Genomic DNA, 16,423 nt, shown 5'->3' with positions numbered 1-16,423 from the left:
TTGCGGCCAACCGGTCTTATCGTTATAAGTCAGGGCACTTTTTTCGCAACAAGCCGTCTATGCAGACCATGAGCCCAAACCACACACCCGACACCCCCACCGTGTTCCAGCTCAAGGGCAGCATGCTCGCCATCACTGTGCTGGAACTGGGGCGCAACGACCTCGAAGCCCTCGATCGCCAGCTGGCGGCGAAAGTGGCTCAGGCCCCGAATTTCTTCAGCAACACGCCGCTGGTGCTGGCGCTGGACAAGCTGCCGGCCGACGAAGGGGCGATCGACCTGCCTGGGTTGATGCGCATCTGTCGCCACCATGGCCTGCGTACCCTGGCGATTCGTGCCAGCCGTATCGAGGACATCGCCGCGGCGATCGCCATCGACCTGCCGGTGCTGCCGCCGTCCGGGGCCCGCGAGCGACCGCTCGAGCCCGAGCCCGAAGTGAAGAAGCCCGAGCCGGCCCCTGCCCCGCCGCCACCGCCCGAGCCAGAGGTGCGCCCGACCCGCATCGTCACCTCGCCGGTGCGTGGCGGCCAGCAGATCTACGCCCAGGGCGGCGACCTGGTGGTCACAGGTTCGGTCAGCCCAGGTGCGGAACTTCTCGCCGATGGCAACATCCATGTGTACGGCGCCATGCGCGGCCGTGCCCTGGCAGGTATCAAGGGCAACACCAAGGCGCGTATCTTCTGCCAGCAAATGACCGCCGAAATGGTCTCGATCGCTGGCCAATACAAGGTTTGCGAAGACCTGCGCCGCGACCCGCTGTGGGGCTCGGGTGTGCAGGTCAGCCTGTCTGGCGACGTGTTGAACATCACCCGTCTTTAACGGATACTTGCCGACATTTTTAGGCAACATTTTGTGCGTTGCCGTTTTTTGTATTTTGCAGGGACCCGCGTCCCGACTTATTTAGGGGTGAAACACCTTGGCCAAGATTCTCGTGGTTACTTCCGGCAAGGGGGGAGTGGGCAAGACCACTACCAGCGCCGCCATCGGTACCGGCCTCGCACTGCGTGGCCACAAGACTGTCATCGTCGACTTCGACGTGGGCCTGCGTAACCTCGACCTGATCATGGGCTGCGAACGCCGCGTGGTGTACGACTTCGTCAACGTGGTAAACGGCGAAGCCAACCTGCAGCAGGCCCTGATCAAGGACAAGCGCCTGGAGAACCTGTACGTGCTGGCTGCCAGCCAGACCCGTGACAAGGACGCGCTGACTCAGGAAGGCGTGGAAAAGGTGCTGATGGAGCTCAAGGAGCAGTTCGACTTCGTCATCTGCGACTCGCCTGCCGGTATCGAGAAAGGCGCGCACCTGGCCATGTACTTCGCCGACGAAGCCATCGTGGTGACCAACCCAGAGGTTTCCTCGGTACGTGACTCCGACCGCATGCTGGGCATCCTGTCGAGCAAGTCGCGCCGCTCCGAGAACGGTGAAGAGCCGATCAAGGAACACCTGCTGATCACCCGCTATCACCCCGAGCGCGTGGAAAAAGGCGAAATGCTGAGCATCGCCGACGTCGAAGAGATCCTGGCGATCAAACTCAAGGGTGTAATCCCCGAGTCCCAGGCGGTGCTCAAGGCTTCCAACCAGGGTATCCCGGTCATCCTCGATGACCAGAGCGATGCCGGCCAGGCTTATAGCGATACCGTCGACCGCCTGCTGGGCAAAGAAAAGCCCCTGCGGTTCATCGAAGTGCCGAAGCAAGGATTCTTCGCGCGCCTGTTTGGAGGCAAGTAAACCATGAACCTTTTTGACTTCTTTCGTGGCAGACAGAAACAGACCAGCGCGTCGGTAGCGAAAGAGCGTCTACAGATCATCGTGGCGCATGAGCGCGGCCAGCGCAGCGAGCCGGATTACCTGCCGGCCCTGCAGAAAGAACTGCTCGAAGTGATCCGCAAGTATGTGAACATCGGCAACGACGATGTGCACATCGAGCTGGAAAACCAGGGTAGCTGCTCGATTCTGGAACTGAACATCACCCTGCCGGATCGCTGATTCGGCATCGGGTTGTGATCATTGGGGCTGCTTTGCAGCCCATCGCCGGCAAGCCGGCTCCTACACCCAACCGGTAGGAGCCGGCTTGCTGGCGATGGGCCGCAAGGTGGCCCCAATGGTTTACCCCGCTTTCACAGAGACCCCGCAATGCCGCTGTCGAACATCCAGATCCTTCACGAAGACGCCGCCATCCTGGTCATCAACAAACCGACCCTGCTGCTGTCGGTGCCAGGCCGTGCCGAGGACAACAAGGACTGCCTGATCACCCGCCTGCAGGAAAACGGCTACCCGGATGCACTGATCGTTCATCGCCTCGACTGGGAAACTTCCGGCATCATCCTGCTCGCCCGCGACGCCGACAGCCATCGCGAGTTGTCTCGCCAGTTTCACGACCGCGAGACGGAGAAGGCCTACACCGCACTGTGCTGGGGCCAGCCGGCGCTGGACAGCGGCAGCATCGACCTGCCGCTGCGCTACGACCCGCCCACCAAGCCGCGCCACGTGGTCGACCATGAGCAGGGCAAGCATGCCCTGACCTTCTGGCGCATCGTCGAGCGCTGCGGTGATCATTGCCGGGTCGAGCTGACGCCGATCACCGGGCGCTCGCACCAGCTGCGTGTGCACATGCTGTCGATCGGCCATCCGCTGCTGGGGGATCGGCTGTACGCCAACCCCGAGGCGCTGGCAGCCCATGAGCGGCTGTGCCTGCATGCGTCGATGCTGAGCTTTACCCACCCGGTGTCCGGCGAGCGCCTGAAGTTCGAGTGTCCGGCGCCGTTCTGATCCATCGGTGCTGGGTTCTTCGCGGGTAAACCCGCTCCCACAGGAACACCACTGGCCTTGAGGGCATAGGTCAACTTGTGTGGGCTTGCCCGCGAAGAGGCCGGCACATTTTCCCGACCAACTGCGCTAAACTCGCGCCACTGCTGTCTGGAGTGAGTTATGCGCGATTCCCTGAATGCCGGCCTGATCGAATTCCTCAAGGCCTCCCCGACGCCCTTCCACGCCACCGCCAGCCTGGCCCAGCGCCTCGAGGCGGCCGGCTACCAGCGCTTGGACGAACGCGACAGCTGGGCCACCGTGCCTGGTGGGCGCTACTACGTAACCCGCAACGACTCATCGATCATCGCCGTCAAGCTGGGCAAGCAATCGCCCCTGCTGGGCGGTATCCGCATGGTCGGCGCCCATACCGACAGCCCTTGCCTGCGGGTCAAGCCGCAGCCCGAGCTGCAGCGCCAGGGCTTCCTGCAACTGGGCGTCGAAGTGTACGGCGGCGCCCTGCTGGCCCCGTGGTTCGACCGCGACCTGTCGCTGGCTGGGCGGGTCACCTTCCGCCGCGACGGCAAGGTCGAAAGCCAACTGATCGACTTCAAGTTGCCGATCGCGATCATCCCCAACCTGGCGATCCACCTGAACCGCACCGCCAACGAGGGCTGGGCGATCAACCCGCAGAACGAACTGCCGCCGATCCTGGCTCAGGTGGCGGGCGACGAGCGTATCGACTTCCGCGCCGTACTCACCGAGCAGCTGGCCCGCGAGCACGACCTCAATGCCGACGTGGTGCTGGATTACGAACTGAGCTTCTACGACACCCAGGACGCCGCACTGGTCGGCCTGAACGGCGACTTCATCGCCGGTGCCCGCCTGGACAACCTGCTGTCGTGCTACGCCGGCCTGCAGGCCCTGCTGGCCGCCGACAGCGACGAAACCTGCGTAATGGTGTGCAACGACCACGAGGAAGTTGGCTCGTGCTCGGCCTGCGGCGCTGACGGCCCGATGCTGGAGCAGACCCTGCAGCGCCTGCTGCCCGACGGTGACGACTATGTGCGCACCCTCCAGCGCTCGCTGATGGTCTCGGCCGACAATGCCCATGGCGTACACCCCAACTATGCCGACAAGCACGATGGCAACCATGGCCCGAAACTCAATGCCGGCCCTGTGATCAAGGTCAACAACAACCAGCGCTACGCCACCAACAGCGAAACCGCCGGCTTCTTCCGCCACCTGTGCATGGCCGAGGAAGTACCGGTACAAAGTTTCGTGGTACGCAGCGACATGGGTTGTGGTTCGACCATCGGCCCCATCACCGCCAGCCATCTGGGTGTACGCACGGTCGACATCGGCCTGCCGACCTTCGCCATGCACTCGATCCGCGAGCTGTGCGGCAGCCATGACCTGGCGCACCTGGTGAAGGTACTGACGGCGTTCTACCGCAGCCGCGAATTGCCCTGAGCCAGACACATCGCCGGCAAGCACGATCCCACAGGACGAGGCTTGTCGGCGATCAGCCCGGACCTGCTCAAGATCAAGCCCCAACCCGCTTGAACCGCTATGCTTAAGACATGCCCCAAAGCACAAGGATTGCTGTCCATGTCCCCCTTCCTGTCCCTGTTCGTCCCTGTCTTCCTGTTCCTGATGCTGCTGACCATCGGCTTCAGCCTGCGCGAGCGCAACATCGGTGTACTGATGATGTGGATCGGCACCCTTGGCATCTTCGGCCTCACCTGCTGGAAGATCCTGGAGCAACTGCCGTCATAAACCTCTACACTCGGTCAATCGTTTGACCTGAGGTAGATTTACCGGTGCCTGCCCTCCTGCGTTGCCTGACCTTCCTGCTGTTTCTGTTCATCACCCCGGTCCAGGCCGCTGGGCTTCCCGGCCTGCTGGGTTCGAGCGCGAGCGCGCAACCCGAAGCCAGCGAACCTTTGGCCAAGTCGCTGGACGAGGTCATCAAGAACCTGGAGAACGACCAGCAGCGGGCCAAACTGCTGGCCGACCTGAAAAAACTGCGCGATGCCACGAAACAGTCGCAACCCACCGTGGAACAAGGCGTGCTGGGGCTGATTGGCGGTGCGCTGCACGATCTGGAAAAGCAGTTCAGCGGCGATGCCAGCCCGTTCAATCGCTGGTCCCAGGAGATCGACCAGGCCCAGGCCGAGCTGACGGCACTGATGGTGCCGGTGCACCAGTGGCCCGCCATCCTGTTTGGCTTTGCCGCCGTCATCGCGGTGTGGAGCCTGCTGGCCTATGCCTTCAACTGGATTGGCCACCGCGTGCGCGTGCGCTTTGGCCTGACCGAGGAACTGCCCCACCACCCGCGCACCTGGGACCTGGTGCGTTTTGCCTTGCGCAAACTCGGACCTTGGCTGGTCGCGTTGATCTTCACCGTCTACCTGAGCTTTGCCCTGCCCCCCTCGCTGGGCAAGTCGATGGCCATGGTCCTGGCCTACGCACTGGTGGTAGGCACCTGTTTCTCGGCCATCTGCGTCATCGCCTTTTCGCTGCTCGACGGCCCGCACCGCCACCGCGCGCTGCACATCCTGCGTCACCAGGCCTTCCGCCCGCTGTGGCTAATCGGCAGTTTCGCCGCGTTCGGCGAGGCGATGAGCGACCCTCGCCTGACCGCCGCCCTGGGCAGCCACCTGGCCCACGCCCTGGCGACCTTGGCCAACGTGATCGCGGCATTGTGCACCGGGCTGTTCATCCTGCGCTTCCGACGCCCGATCGCCCACCTGATCCGTAACCAACCGCTGTCCCGGCGCCTGACCCGGCGCACCCTCAGCGATACCATCGAGATCCTCGGCAGCTTCTGGTTCATCCCGGCGCTGATCCTGGTGGCCATTTCGCTGTTCGCCACCTTCGTCTCGGCCGGCGACACCAGCACTGCCTTGCGCCAGTCGCTGATGTGCACCGTACTGGTGGTGGTATGCATGGTGCTCAACGGCCTGGTGCGCCGCCACGCGGCCAACCCGAAACGCGCCAACAAACGCCAGGCCGTCTACACCGAGCGACTGCGCAATTTCGGCTATGCCCTGGTGCATCTGTTCATCTGGCTGCTGTTCATCGAGCTGGGCCTTCGGGTGTGGGGCCTGTCGATGATCGGGTTCGCCGAGGGCGAGGGCCACGAGGTCAGCCTGCGCTTGCTGGGCCTGGCCGGTACGCTGATTGCCGCCTGGCTGGTCTGGATCCTGGCCGATACCGCCGTGCACCACGCGCTGGTACGCTCGCGCCGGGGCATGGCCAACGCCCGTGCACAAACCATGATGCCACTGATCCGCAACGTGATGTTCGTGGCCATTTTCATCATCGCGGTGATCGTGGCCCTGGCCAACATGGGCATGAACGTCACCCCGCTGCTGGCCGGTGCCGGTGTGATTGGCCTGGCCATCGGTTTTGGCGCCCAATCGCTGGTGGCCGACCTGATCACCGGGTTGTTCATCATCATCGAGGACTCGCTGGCCATCGATGACTACGTGGACGTCGGCGGGCACCTGGGCACCGTGGAAGGCCTGACCATCCGCACCGTGCGCCTACGGGACATCGACGGCATCGTGCACACCATTCCCTTCAGTGAGATCAAGAGCATCAAGAACTACTCGCGGGAGTTCGGCTATGCGATTTTCCGTGTGGCCATTCCCCACAGCATGAACATCGACCAGGCCATCAGCTTGATCCGCGAGGTAGGCCAGAAGCTGCGCAACGACCCGCTGATGCGCCGTAACATCTGGTCGCCGCTGGAGTTGCAGGGTGTCGAGAGCTTCGAGTCTGGCTCGGCGATTCTGCGGGCGCGGTTCAAGACCGCGCCGATCAAGCAGTGGGAAGTGTCGCGGGCATTCAACCTGGCGTTGAAACGGCAACTGGACGAGGCGGGGCTGGACCTGGCGACGCCGCGGCTGTCGGTACAGGTGGTGACGGCAGGCGGGGGTGGCGTCAGCGAGGCCAGCGCTTCCAGTTAGGGCCTGTTCGCGGGTAAACCCGCGAAAGGGCCACCGCCTACCCCGCCTGCGCCCGAATGCGAATCGCATCGTGGCGCCAATACTCCAGGTCACAGTCGATCAGGTGCCCATGCTGGTCACTGTTGACCCGGGTGATGTGCAGCCCCGGGCTGCCCGCGGACACTTTCAGCGCGCTGGCCGCATCCACTGGCAAGGCCGTTGGCAAGATCTCGAAGCAGACCTGCCCATAGCGGATCCCGTATACCCGCCCGTAGATTTCAGTGAGCGACTGGGCCAGGTCCTGCTCGAGGATATCGGGGAAGTACTTGGGGTTGAGGTAATGCTCGGCATACAGCACCGCACGCCCATCGATGCGCCGCAAACGGCAGATGCGCACCACACTGGACAACGCTGGCAAGCGCAAGCGGGCGCAGATGGCGGCCGATGCGGGCTGCAAGCGTGCCGACAACAACTGGGTTCGCGGCTCTCTGCCCTGCTCCCGCACCATGGCGTGGAAGTGGCTGCGTTCGATCAGGTCGTAGGTCAGTCGTTCCGGGGCGACGAACCAGCCGCGCCGCTCTTCCCGGTAGATCAGCCCCTGGGCTTCGAGCTGCACCAAGGCCTCGCGCAGGGTGATGCGGGTGGTGGCAAACACCTCGCTGAGCTTGCGTTCCGCCGGCAGCTTGCCACCCGGCGCCAGCAGGCCGTGCTCGATCTGCTCCTGCAGGGCGTGACAGATGGCTGTTACCGCACGCGGTGGCGTCGACTGCATCAAATGGTTACCTATCTGGACTAGTCCAGCCCCATAACAGGGCATCTGGAGAATAGTGCAAGCCTAGGCAGGGCTGATGAACATCCTGTGACAAAGGCTTTGACAGCGCGTTGCCAGATCCGGGCCAAGCCAGCAAATTCAGGGCCGCCATCTGGTCTACGCTGTAGTTCCAGGAAGCCACGCCAGCCCAAATCGGCCTTCCCCAACATCAAACTGTCACGCAAGCAGCCTACCTTGGCTCAAGGTTTGCTGACCTAGACCAACGGTCCTCAAGCACAGGTTTCACTCATAACAACGATCGCTTAAGCACTCACCCAAGGAGCTTCGGATGAAAAAGTTCTTCATGGCGTCACTGCTCGGTTCGGCCATCGCGTTTTGCACCTCGGCCATGGCCGCGGACCTCAAGGCCCTGGAAGAGGCCGCCCGCAAGGAAGGCACCGTCAACAGCGTGGGCATGCCCGATGCCTGGGCCAACTGGAAAGGCACCTGGGAAGACCTGGCCAGTAAGTACGGTCTCAAGCACAGCGACACCGACATGAGCTCGGCCCAGGAAATCGCCAAATTCGAAGCCGAAAAGGACAACGCCAGCGCCGACATTGGTGACGTCGGGGCCGCCTTCGGCCCCATCGCCACCACCAAGGGCGTAACCCAACCCTACAAACCAAGCACCTGGGACCAGGTACCGGAGTGGGCCAAGGACAAGGACGGCCACTGGGCCCTGGCCTATACCGGCACCATCGCGTTCATCATCAACAAGGACCTGGTGAAGGAAGGCGAACGCCCAACCTCCTGGCATGACCTGGAAAAAGGCAAGTACAAGGTCGCCATCGGCGACGTCGGTACCGCGGCCCAAGCGGCCAACGGCGTGCTGGCTGCGGCGATTGCCTACAAAGGCGACGAGAGCAATCTGGCCCCGGGCCTGCAACTGTTCACCAAGCTGGCCCAGCAGAAACGCCTGTCGCTGGCCAACCCGACCATCCAGACCCTGGAGAAGGGCGAGGTGGAAGTGGGCGTGGTATGGGACTTCAATGGTCTGAGCTACCGCGAGCAGATCGACCCCAAGCGTTTCGAAGTGCTGATACCGTCCGATGGCTCGGTGATTTCCGGCTACACCACGATCATCAACAAGTACGCCAAGCACCCCAACGCCGCCAAGCTGGCGCGTGAATACATCTTCAGCGATGCCGGGCAGATCAACCTGGCCAAGGGCCATGCACGGCCGATCCGTGCCGAGCACCTGAAGCTGCCGGAAGATGTGCAGGCCAAGTTGCTGCCGAACGAGCAGTACAAGGCGGCCCAGCCAATCAAGAACGCCGAGGCCTGGGAGGCGACTTCGAAGAAACTGCCGCAGATGTGGCAGGAACAAGTGATCATCGAGATGGAGTGAGGCACTCGCTGTCTGGGGCCGCTATGCGGCCCGTCGCGACGCACGGCCGCGCCCACAGGTCGTTGCGTCGCCCCAGCGGACGACGGGAAGCCTGTGGGAGCGGCGATCGGAGGGCATGGTCCTCCCCGGTCCCTTGCCTGGAGTGTTGAATGAACCACAACGTCATACTGGTCTTGCTCGACGGCCTCAACCATCAGGTGGCCTACCATGCCATGGGTCACCTGCATGCCTACGTCGAAGCCGACCGCGCCGCGCTGTACCGCGTGGAATGCGAGTTGCCCTCGCTGTCGCGGCCGTTGTACGAGTGCATCCTCACCGGTGTTCCGCCCATCGAGAGCGGCATCGTGCACAACAATGTCAACCGGCTGTCCAACCAGCGCAGTGTGTTCCACTATGCCCGCGAGGCGGGACTGGGCACGGCGGCGGCGGCCTACCACTGGATAAGCGAGCTGTACAACCGTTCGCCGTTCGACCCGCTGCGCGACCGCCACACCCATGCGCCGAAGCTGCCGATCCAGCACGGCCTGTTCTACTGGGCCGACCATTACCCTGACTCGCACCTGCTGGCCGACGCCGAGTACCTGCGCCGCCGCCATGCGCCCAACTTCCTGCTGGTGCACCCGATGAACATCGACGACGCCGGCCACCGCCATGGCCTGGACAGCAGCCAGTACCGTAACGCTGCCCGCTCGGCCGATATCCTGCTCGCCGACTACTTGCCACGCTGGCTCGAAGAGGGCTACCAGGTCGTGGTCACCGCCGACCACGGCATGAACAACGACCGCTCGCACAATGGCCTGCTGGCCGAGGAACGCGAAGTGCCGCTGTTCGTCTTCGGCGAAGCCTTCAGCCTCGACCCGGCGGCCAAGCCGCTGCAGACCGAGCTGTGCGGAACCCTCTGCGAACTGTTGGGTGCCCCCCACGACAAACCCGTGTGCCGGGAGCTTCTCAAGTGAATGCCAGCCATCGCGGTCGTTACCTGGCCCTGCTCTGCCTACTGCCGTTCGCCGTGTTCTTCATCGTGTTCCAGATCGCCCCGCTGGGCTGGGTCGCCCTCAACAGCGTGCAATCGGAAGCCGGCTGGGGGCTGGAGAATTTCAGCAAAGTGTTCGCGTCGAAGTTCTACCTGCAAGCATTGCAGCGCAGCCTGGAAATCAGCTTCTGGTCGAGCCTGTTCGGCATCGTTGTCGCTACACTCGGTGCCTACTCGCTGCGCCAGGTGGACTCGCGCCTGCGCGACTTCGTCAGCGCGTTCGCCAACATGACCAGCAACTTCGCCGGGGTACCCCTGGCCTTCGCCTTCATCATCCTGCTCGGCTTCAACGGTGCGCTGACACTGCTGCTCAAGCAGGTCGGGTTGCTCGAGGACTTCAGCATCTATTCCAAGAGCGGCCTGATCCTGGTGTACACCTACTTCCAGATCCCGCTGGGCGTATTGCTGCTCTACCCCGCCTTCGACGCCCTGCGCGAGGACTGGCGCGAATCGGCCGCGTTGCTCGGCGCCAGCCCCTGGCAGTACTGGCGACACATCGGCCTGCCAGTGCTGACCCCGGCACTGCTGGGCACCTTCGTCATTCTGCTGGCCAACGCCCTGGGCGCCTACGCCACGGTCTACGCCCTGACCACCGGCAACTTCAACGTGCTGCCGATCCGCATCGCGGCGCTGGTGGCCGGTGACATCACCCTCGACCCGAACCTGGCCAGTGCCCTGGCGATGGTGCTGGTGGGGCTGATGACCCTTGTGACCGTGGTCCATCAATGGCTGCTGAAAAGGAGCTACCATGCGCGCTGAATCTGCCCGCGGCAGCCTCTACCACCGCGTCGTGGTGTACCTGCTGTTTCTCATCCTGCTGCTGCCGCTGGCCGGCACCCTGCTCTACTCGCTGGCCACCAGCTGGTCGGCCAGCCTGCTGCCCAGTGGCCTGACCTTGAAGTGGTACGTGGCGCTGTGGAGCGAACCGCGTTTCCTGGCCGCCTTCGGCCAGTCGCTGCTGGTGTGCATCGGTGCGCTGGTGCTGTCGGTGGTGCTGATCCTGCCGCTGCTGTTCGTGGTGCATTACCACTTCCCCAAGCTCGACGCGCTGATGAACATCCTCATCCTGCTGCCGTTCGCGGTGCCGCCGGTGGTGTCTTCGGTGGGGCTGCTGCAGCTGTATGGCAGCGGGCCGATGGCGATGGTCGGCACGCCGTGGATCCTGATCGGTTGCTACTTCACCATCGCCCTGCCCTTCATGTACCGGGCCATCACCAACAACCTGCAGGCCATCAACCTGCGCGACCTGATGGACGCCGCGCAACTGCTGGGTGCCAGTACCTGGCAGGCGGCGTTCCTGGTAGTACTGCCGAACCTGCGCAAAGGCCTGATGGTGGCGCTGCTGCTGTCGTTTTCGTTCCTGTTCGGCGAATTCGTGTTCGCCAACCTGCTGGTGGGCACGCGCTACGAGACCTTGCAGGTATACCTGAACAACATGCGCAACAGCAGCGGCCATTTCAACAGCGCGCTGGTGATCTCGTACTTCGCCTTTGTGCTGGTACTGACTTGGGTCGCCAACCGACTGAACAAGGACAAAACCTGACATGAGCTTCGTCAGCGTACAGAAACTGCACAAAAGCTACGCCGGCAGCCCGGTGTTCCACGACATCGACTGCCAGATCGAACGTGGCGAGTTCGTCACCCTGCTCGGTCCGTCCGGATGCGGTAAGTCCACCCTGCTGCGCTGCATTGCCGGGCTGACCCCGGTGGACAGCGGCAAGATCCTGCTCGATGGCCAGGACCTGGTGCCCTTGAGCCCGCAGAAGCGCGGGATCGGCATGGTGTTCCAGAGCTATGCGTTGTTCCCCAACATGACCGTGGAGCAGAATGTCGCCTTCGGCCTGCGTATCCAGAAGGTCCGCGCCGAAGAAAGCCAGGCTCGGGTGCGCGAAGCCCTGGAGCTGGTGGAGCTGGGCAGTTTCGCCGGGCGCTACCCGCACCAGCTTTCCGGTGGTCAGTGCCAGCGTGTGGCCCTGGCCCGCTCGCTGGTGACCCGGCCGCGCCTGTTGCTGCTGGACGAACCGCTGTCGGCGCTCGATGCGCGCATCCGCAAGCACCTGCGCGAGCAGATCCGCGCCATCCAGCGTGAACTGGGGCTGACGACGATTTTCGTCACTCACGACCAGGAGGAAGCGTTGACGATGTCTGACCGCATCTTCCTGATGAACCAGGGGCGCATCGTCCAGAGCGGCGATGCCGAGACCCTTTACACCGCGCCGGTGGACCTGTTCGCCGCCGGCTTCATTGGCAATTACAACCTGCTGGACGCCGACAGCGCCAGCCGCCTACTGCAGCGCCCGGTGAACAGCCGCCTGGCGATCCGTCCGGAGTCCATCACCCTGGGCACAGATGGCGATCTGGACGGCGAGGTACGCAGCCACAGCCTGCTCGGCAATGTGATCCGCTACCGGGTCCAGGTACGCGATGTGGAGCTGGTGGTGGACGTGCTCAATCGTTCGTCGGCGGATCTGCATGCCGACGGCCAGCGTGTTTCGCTGTCGATCGACCCCACGGCGCTGCGCGAAGTGGCCTAGGAGATTACCGCTATGGCATTGGCAATTTTCGATCTGGACGAAACCCTCATCCACGGCGACTGTGCGTCGCTATGGAGCGAGCAGATGGCCCGCCTCGGCTGGGTCGACGGCACGTCGTTCCTCAAGCGCGACCATGAACTGATGGAGGCTTACGGCAAAGGCCACCTGGCGATGGAGGACTACATGGCCTTCAGCCTGGAGCCGATTGCCGGACGCACCCTGGAAGAGGTCGAGCACCTGGTCGAGCCTTGGGTCGAGGACGTGATTGAGCCGATCATCTTCGGCGATGCGTGCCGCTGCATTGCCGAGCACCGCAAGCGTGGCGACCGTATTCTCATCATCTCCGCCTCGGGCACCCATCTGGTCGGGCCGATTGCGGCGCGGCTGGGGGTAGACGAATACCTGGCGATCGAACTGGAGGCGGTGAACGGGGTGTATACCGGCAAGACCCATGGGGTGCTGACCTACCGCGAGGGCAAGATCACGCGGCTGCTGGAGTGGCTGGACCAGGAGCAGGAGAATCTTGAAGGAGCGACGTTCTATTCAGACTCGCGCAACGATTTGCCGCTGCTGCTGAAGGTGGACTACCCGCACGTGGTGAACCCGGACTCGGTATTGCGGGAGCATGCCCAGACCAATGGCTGGCCGGTACTGAGCTGGGCCTGAAGCGCCAGGTGAGCTGTACCAGCTTCCTCGCGGTGGAACCCGCTCCCACAGGGACCGCAGTTTATCCTGTGGGAGCGGGCTTACCCGCGAAAGGGCAGAGCCTGCTTAGGCCAGGCTTGGGTCGATCACCATGACCAGCTTGCCCGATACCTGGTTGCTCTCAAGCTCGGCATAGGCCGCCTGGGCAAACTCCACGGGGTAGGTGTCGACCAGTTGCGGCGACAACCGTTTTTCGGCAAACAGCGGCCACACCTGCTGTTGCAGCTCACGCAGCAGCTCGGCCTTGAAGCCATCGTCCCGGTTACGCAGCGTGGAACCGGTGATCTGCAGACGCTTGCCCAGCACCAATGCCAGGTCGAACTCGACCTTGCGCCCGCCCATCAGGCCAATGATCACCCATCGACCATCGCGGGCCAGCAGCTTCTGGTTCAACTCCCCATAGCTGGCGCCCACCGGGTCGAGGATCACATCGAACGGCCCGAAGCCTTCCAGGTCTTCCAGGTTCGCGTTGCGCACGACGCCACCTGCAGCGCCCAGCGCCTGGCAATAGGCCAGGCGGTCCTGGGAGCCAACGCTGACCCAGACAGGGTTGCCGAACGCCTTGCCCAACTGGATTGCCGCCGAACCCACACCACTGGCCCCGGCGTGCACCAGCACCTTCTCACCGGCCTTGGCCGCACCGAGCTGGAAGATGTTCAGCCAGGCCGTGGCGTACACCTCGGGTAGGGCCGCCGCCTCATGCAGGCTCAGGCCCTCGGGTACCGGCAGCACATGGCGGGCATCGACCACCACTTCCTCGGCCATCGCACCACTGGCCAACAGCGCGCAGACCCGGTCACCGATGCGCCAGTCGGCGCCGGCACCCACTTCCTCGATCACACCCGAGCACTCCAGGCCCATGTAGGGGCTGGCGCCTGGCGGTGGCGGGTAAAGACCTTTCATTTGCAGCAAATCGGCTCGATTCAGCCCCGCAGCGGCCACGCGAATACGTACCTGACCGGCGTCACAGGTCGGGCGCTGCGCCTCGACCCAGGCCACATGTCCGTCAACGCCTTGCAATGCCTTCACAGTGCCTCCATAGTTGAATCATATGACTGAGCCTGGGCAAGCATTTCCCAGGCTTTTTGCAGTATGCGTCCGGCTCTGATGGAACCGGCGAACGGAAAAGACGGCCTACTATGCGTGATCAATTGCCTCCACGTCGAATCAGCATGAAGCATTTCCTTCCAAGCACCGCCCTGGCCCTGATGATTGGCCTGGGTAGCCTTACGCTCGGCGGCAATGCGGCGGCCGCCAACAAGTGGGACAGCCTGCAGCCGGACCGCGACGAAATCGTCGCCAGCCTCAACGTGGTGGAGCTGCTCAAGCGGCACCATTACAGCAAACCGCCACTGGACGATGCCCGCTCGGTCATCATCTATGACAGCTACATCAAGCTGCTGGACCCTGCGCGCAGCTACTTCACCGCGGCCGATATTGCCGAATTCGACAAATGGAAAACGCAATTCGACGATTTCCTCAAGAGCGGCAACCTCGACCCAGGCTTCACCATCTACAAGCGTTACCTGGACCGCGTGAAACAGCGTCTGGACTTCGCCCTGGCCGAACTGGCCAAAGGTGTCGACAAGATGGACTTCACTGCCAACGAATCCTTGCTGGTCGATCGCAAGGATGCACCGTGGCTGAAGAACCAGGCCGAGCTCGATGACCTGTGGCGCAAGCGCGTGAAAGACGAAGTGCTGCGCCAGAAAATCGCCGGCAAGGATCCCAAGCAGATCCAGGAAACCTTGACCAAGCGTTACAAGAACCAGTTGGCGCGTCTGGATCAGACCCGTGCCGAAGATATCTTCCAGGCCTACATCAATACGTTCGCCCAGTCCTACGACCCGCATACCAACTACCTGTCGCCGGACAACGCGGAGAACTTCGACATCAACATGAGCCTGTCGCTCGAAGGCATCGGTGCGGTGCTGCAAAGCGACAACGACCAGGTCAAGATCGTGCGCTTGGTACCGGCTGGCCCCGCGGCCAAGACCAAGCAGGTGGCCCCGGCCGACAAGATCATCGGCGTAGCACAGGGCAACAAGGAAATGGTCGACGTGGTCGGCTGGCGCCTGGACGAAGTGGTCAAGCTGATCCGTGGCCCGAAAGGCTCGGTGGTGCGCCTGGAGATCATCCCGGCCAGCAACGCGCCTAACGACCAGACCAGCAAGATCGTTTCGATCACCCGCGAGGCGGTCAAGCTCGAGGAGCAGGCGGCGAAGAAGTCGGTGCTCAAGCTCAAGCAGGACGGTCGTGAGTACAAACTGGGCATCATCGAGATCCCAGCGTTCTACCTGGACTTCAAGGCCTACCGCGCAGGCGACCCCGAGTACAAGAGCACCACGCGCGACGTGAAGAAACTGCTCACCGAACTGCAGAAAGAGAAAGTCGACGGCGTGGTCATCGACCTGCGCAACAACGGCGGTGGCTCGTTGCAGGAAGCCACCGAGCTGACCAGCCTGTTCATCGAGAAAGGCCCGACCGTGCTGGTGCGTAACAGTGACGGCCGCGTCGATGTGCTCGAGGACGAGAACCCAGGTGCCTTCTACAAAGGCCCGCTGGCGCTGCTGGTCAACCGGCTGTCGGCCTCGGCCTCGGAGATTTTCGCCGGCGCCATGCAGGACTACCACCGTGCGCTGATCATCGGCGGCCAGACCTTCGGCAAAGGCACGGTACAGACCATCCAGCCGCTCAACCATGGCGAGCTCAAGCTGACCCTGGCCAAGTTCTACCGGGTTTCCGGGCAGAGCACCCAGCACCAGGGCGTGCTGCCGGACATCGACTACCCGTCGATCATCGACACCAAGGAAATCGGCGAGAGCGCCCTGCCCGAGGCTATGCCGTGGGACACCATCCGTCCGGTGGTCAGGCCTGCTGCCGACCCGTTCAAGCCGTTCCTGTCCCAGCTCAAGGCGCAGCATGAAGCACGCAGCGCCAAGGATGCGGAGTTCACCTATATCCGTGACCGCCTGGCGCTGACCCAGAAGCTGATGAACGAGAAAACCGTCAGCCTCAACGAGCAGACACGCCGTGCCCGCCACGACGAGATCGAGGGCAAGCAACTGGCGCTGGAGAACATCCGCCGCAAGGCCAAGGGTGAGGAACCGCTCAAGGAGCTGAAGAAAGAGGATGAAGACGCCCTGCCGGCCGAGGAGGAGAACACCAAGCCGGAAGATGACGCCTACCTGTCCGAAACCGGTCGCATCCTGCTCGACTACCTGAGCCTGAGCTCGGCGGTGGCCAAGCACTGAGGGAACGATGCGGTAATGGCAGAATAATGCGACCTGT

Annotated in this window: 16 protein-coding genes; 14 read left to right on the top strand and 2 right to left on the bottom strand. The window is 63.1% G+C overall.

The window, feature by feature from the left end:
• Positions 1–59 precede the first annotated feature (59 nt).
• The 7 genes from minC (at position 60) to IF103_RS06275 (ending at position 6,722) form a co-directional block, all read left to right on the top strand.
• Entirely contained in the window at positions 60–818 is a 759-nt protein-coding gene (minC, locus tag IF103_RS06305; protein WP_027906883.1) for a septum site-determining protein MinC, read from the top strand.
• Between the two features lie 97 nt (positions 819–915).
• Positions 916–1,728, top strand: a complete 813-nt coding sequence (minD, locus tag IF103_RS06300; protein WP_023379230.1) for a septum site-determining protein MinD — start codon at positions 916–918, stop codon at positions 1,726–1,728.
• 3 nt (positions 1,729–1,731) lie between these two features.
• Positions 1,732–1,986 (top strand): cell division topological specificity factor MinE, encoded by a 255-nt coding sequence (gene minE / locus IF103_RS06295; RefSeq protein WP_003252572.1) that lies wholly within the window; start codon positions 1,732–1,734, stop codon positions 1,984–1,986.
• A 147-nt stretch (positions 1,987–2,133) separates the two neighbouring features.
• Entirely contained in the window at positions 2,134–2,769 is a 636-nt protein-coding gene (locus IF103_RS06290) for an RluA family pseudouridine synthase (protein WP_019472567.1), read from the top strand.
• 159 nt (positions 2,770–2,928) lie between these two features.
• Positions 2,929–4,218, top strand: a complete 1,290-nt coding sequence (locus tag IF103_RS06285) for a M18 family aminopeptidase (protein ID WP_202675941.1) — start codon at positions 2,929–2,931, stop codon at positions 4,216–4,218.
• Positions 4,219–4,356: 138 nt separating this feature from the next.
• On the top strand, positions 4,357–4,524 hold the full coding sequence (locus IF103_RS06280; protein WP_023379228.1) for a hypothetical protein: 168 nt from the start codon (positions 4,357–4,359) through the stop codon (positions 4,522–4,524).
• Between the two features lie 44 nt (positions 4,525–4,568).
• Positions 4,569–6,722: a mechanosensitive ion channel family protein gene (locus IF103_RS06275; RefSeq protein ID WP_023379227.1), complete on the top strand. Its 2,154-nt coding sequence runs from the start codon at positions 4,569–4,571 to the stop codon at positions 6,720–6,722.
• 37 nt (positions 6,723–6,759) lie between these two features.
• On the opposite strand, the gene IF103_RS06270 is transcribed toward IF103_RS06275, so the two are convergent.
• The gene (locus IF103_RS06270; protein ID WP_202675940.1) at positions 6,760–7,473 is read right to left on the bottom strand and encodes a UTRA domain-containing protein; all 714 of its coding nucleotides are present in this window, start codon (positions 7,471–7,473) and stop codon (positions 6,760–6,762) included.
• A gap of 328 nt (positions 7,474–7,801) precedes the next feature.
• Between IF103_RS06270 and IF103_RS06265 the strand changes: the two genes are divergently transcribed.
• From IF103_RS06265 to IF103_RS06240, 6 genes are all read left to right on the top strand, one after another.
• Entirely contained in the window at positions 7,802–8,860 is a 1,059-nt protein-coding gene (locus tag IF103_RS06265; RefSeq protein ID WP_023379225.1) for an ABC transporter substrate-binding protein, read from the top strand.
• Between the two features lie 149 nt (positions 8,861–9,009).
• Positions 9,010–9,816, top strand: a complete 807-nt coding sequence (locus IF103_RS06260; RefSeq protein WP_023379224.1) for an alkaline phosphatase family protein — start codon at positions 9,010–9,012, stop codon at positions 9,814–9,816.
• Positions 9,813–10,652, top strand: a complete 840-nt coding sequence (locus IF103_RS06255; protein ID WP_023379223.1) for an ABC transporter permease — start codon at positions 9,813–9,815, stop codon at positions 10,650–10,652. The genes IF103_RS06260 and IF103_RS06255 overlap by 4 nt, the downstream gene beginning before the upstream one ends.
• Complete coding sequence (locus tag IF103_RS06250) at positions 10,642–11,436, top strand: ABC transporter permease (RefSeq protein WP_023379222.1); 795 nt, start codon at positions 10,642–10,644, stop codon at positions 11,434–11,436. Before IF103_RS06255 ends, IF103_RS06250 begins: the two co-directional genes overlap by 11 nt.
• A 1-nt stretch (position 11,437) precedes the next feature.
• On the top strand, positions 11,438–12,427 hold the full coding sequence (locus IF103_RS06245; protein ID WP_023379220.1) for an ABC transporter ATP-binding protein: 990 nt from the start codon (positions 11,438–11,440) through the stop codon (positions 12,425–12,427).
• A gap of 12 nt (positions 12,428–12,439) precedes the next feature.
• Positions 12,440–13,093 (top strand): HAD family hydrolase, encoded by a 654-nt coding sequence (locus tag IF103_RS06240; protein ID WP_023379219.1) that lies wholly within the window; start codon positions 12,440–12,442, stop codon positions 13,091–13,093.
• 105 nt (positions 13,094–13,198) lie between these two features.
• Here the strand turns inward: IF103_RS06240 and IF103_RS06235 are convergent, their stop codons facing one another.
• Positions 13,199–14,161 carry an NAD(P)H-quinone oxidoreductase gene (locus IF103_RS06235; RefSeq protein ID WP_023379218.1) on the bottom strand — a complete coding sequence of 321 codons (963 nt, stop codon included), beginning with the start codon at positions 14,159–14,161 and terminating at the stop codon, positions 13,199–13,201.
• Positions 14,162–14,304: 143 nt separating this feature from the next.
• On the opposite strand from IF103_RS06235, the gene IF103_RS06230 reads away from it, so the two are divergent.
• Complete coding sequence (locus IF103_RS06230) at positions 14,305–16,386, top strand: carboxy terminal-processing peptidase (protein WP_023379217.1); 2,082 nt, start codon at positions 14,305–14,307, stop codon at positions 16,384–16,386.
• Positions 16,387–16,423: the final 37 nt, after the last annotated feature.

Source organism: Pseudomonas sp. SK2 (assembly GCF_016772395.1).
Taxonomy (GTDB): Bacteria; Pseudomonadota; Gammaproteobacteria; order Pseudomonadales; family Pseudomonadaceae; genus Aquipseudomonas; species Aquipseudomonas taiwanensis.
Note: the sequence above shows the minus strand (reverse complement) of the source record. Positions and strands in the feature narration are given on the sequence as shown.

Coding starts and splice junctions, on each gene's coding strand:
- IF103_RS06270 (WP_202675940.1), bottom strand. CDS start 7,473: ATGCAGTCGACGCCACCGCGTGCGGTAACAGCCATCTGTCACGCCCTG.
- IF103_RS06285 (WP_202675941.1), top strand. CDS start 2,929: ATGCGCGATTCCCTGAATGCCGGCCTGATCGAATTCCTCAAGGCCTCC.
- IF103_RS06290 (WP_019472567.1), top strand. CDS start 2,134: ATGCCGCTGTCGAACATCCAGATCCTTCACGAAGACGCCGCCATCCTG.
- IF103_RS06240 (WP_023379219.1), top strand. CDS start 12,440: ATGGCATTGGCAATTTTCGATCTGGACGAAACCCTCATCCACGGCGAC.
- minC (WP_027906883.1), top strand. CDS start 60: ATGCAGACCATGAGCCCAAACCACACACCCGACACCCCCACCGTGTTC.
- IF103_RS06230 (WP_023379217.1), top strand. CDS start 14,305: ATGAAGCATTTCCTTCCAAGCACCGCCCTGGCCCTGATGATTGGCCTG.
- IF103_RS06280 (WP_023379228.1), top strand. CDS start 4,357: ATGTCCCCCTTCCTGTCCCTGTTCGTCCCTGTCTTCCTGTTCCTGATG.
- IF103_RS06245 (WP_023379220.1), top strand. CDS start 11,438: ATGAGCTTCGTCAGCGTACAGAAACTGCACAAAAGCTACGCCGGCAGC.
- minE (WP_003252572.1), top strand. CDS start 1,732: ATGAACCTTTTTGACTTCTTTCGTGGCAGACAGAAACAGACCAGCGCG.
- IF103_RS06260 (WP_023379224.1), top strand. CDS start 9,010: ATGAACCACAACGTCATACTGGTCTTGCTCGACGGCCTCAACCATCAG.
- IF103_RS06250 (WP_023379222.1), top strand. CDS start 10,642: ATGCGCGCTGAATCTGCCCGCGGCAGCCTCTACCACCGCGTCGTGGTG.
- IF103_RS06265 (WP_023379225.1), top strand. CDS start 7,802: ATGAAAAAGTTCTTCATGGCGTCACTGCTCGGTTCGGCCATCGCGTTT.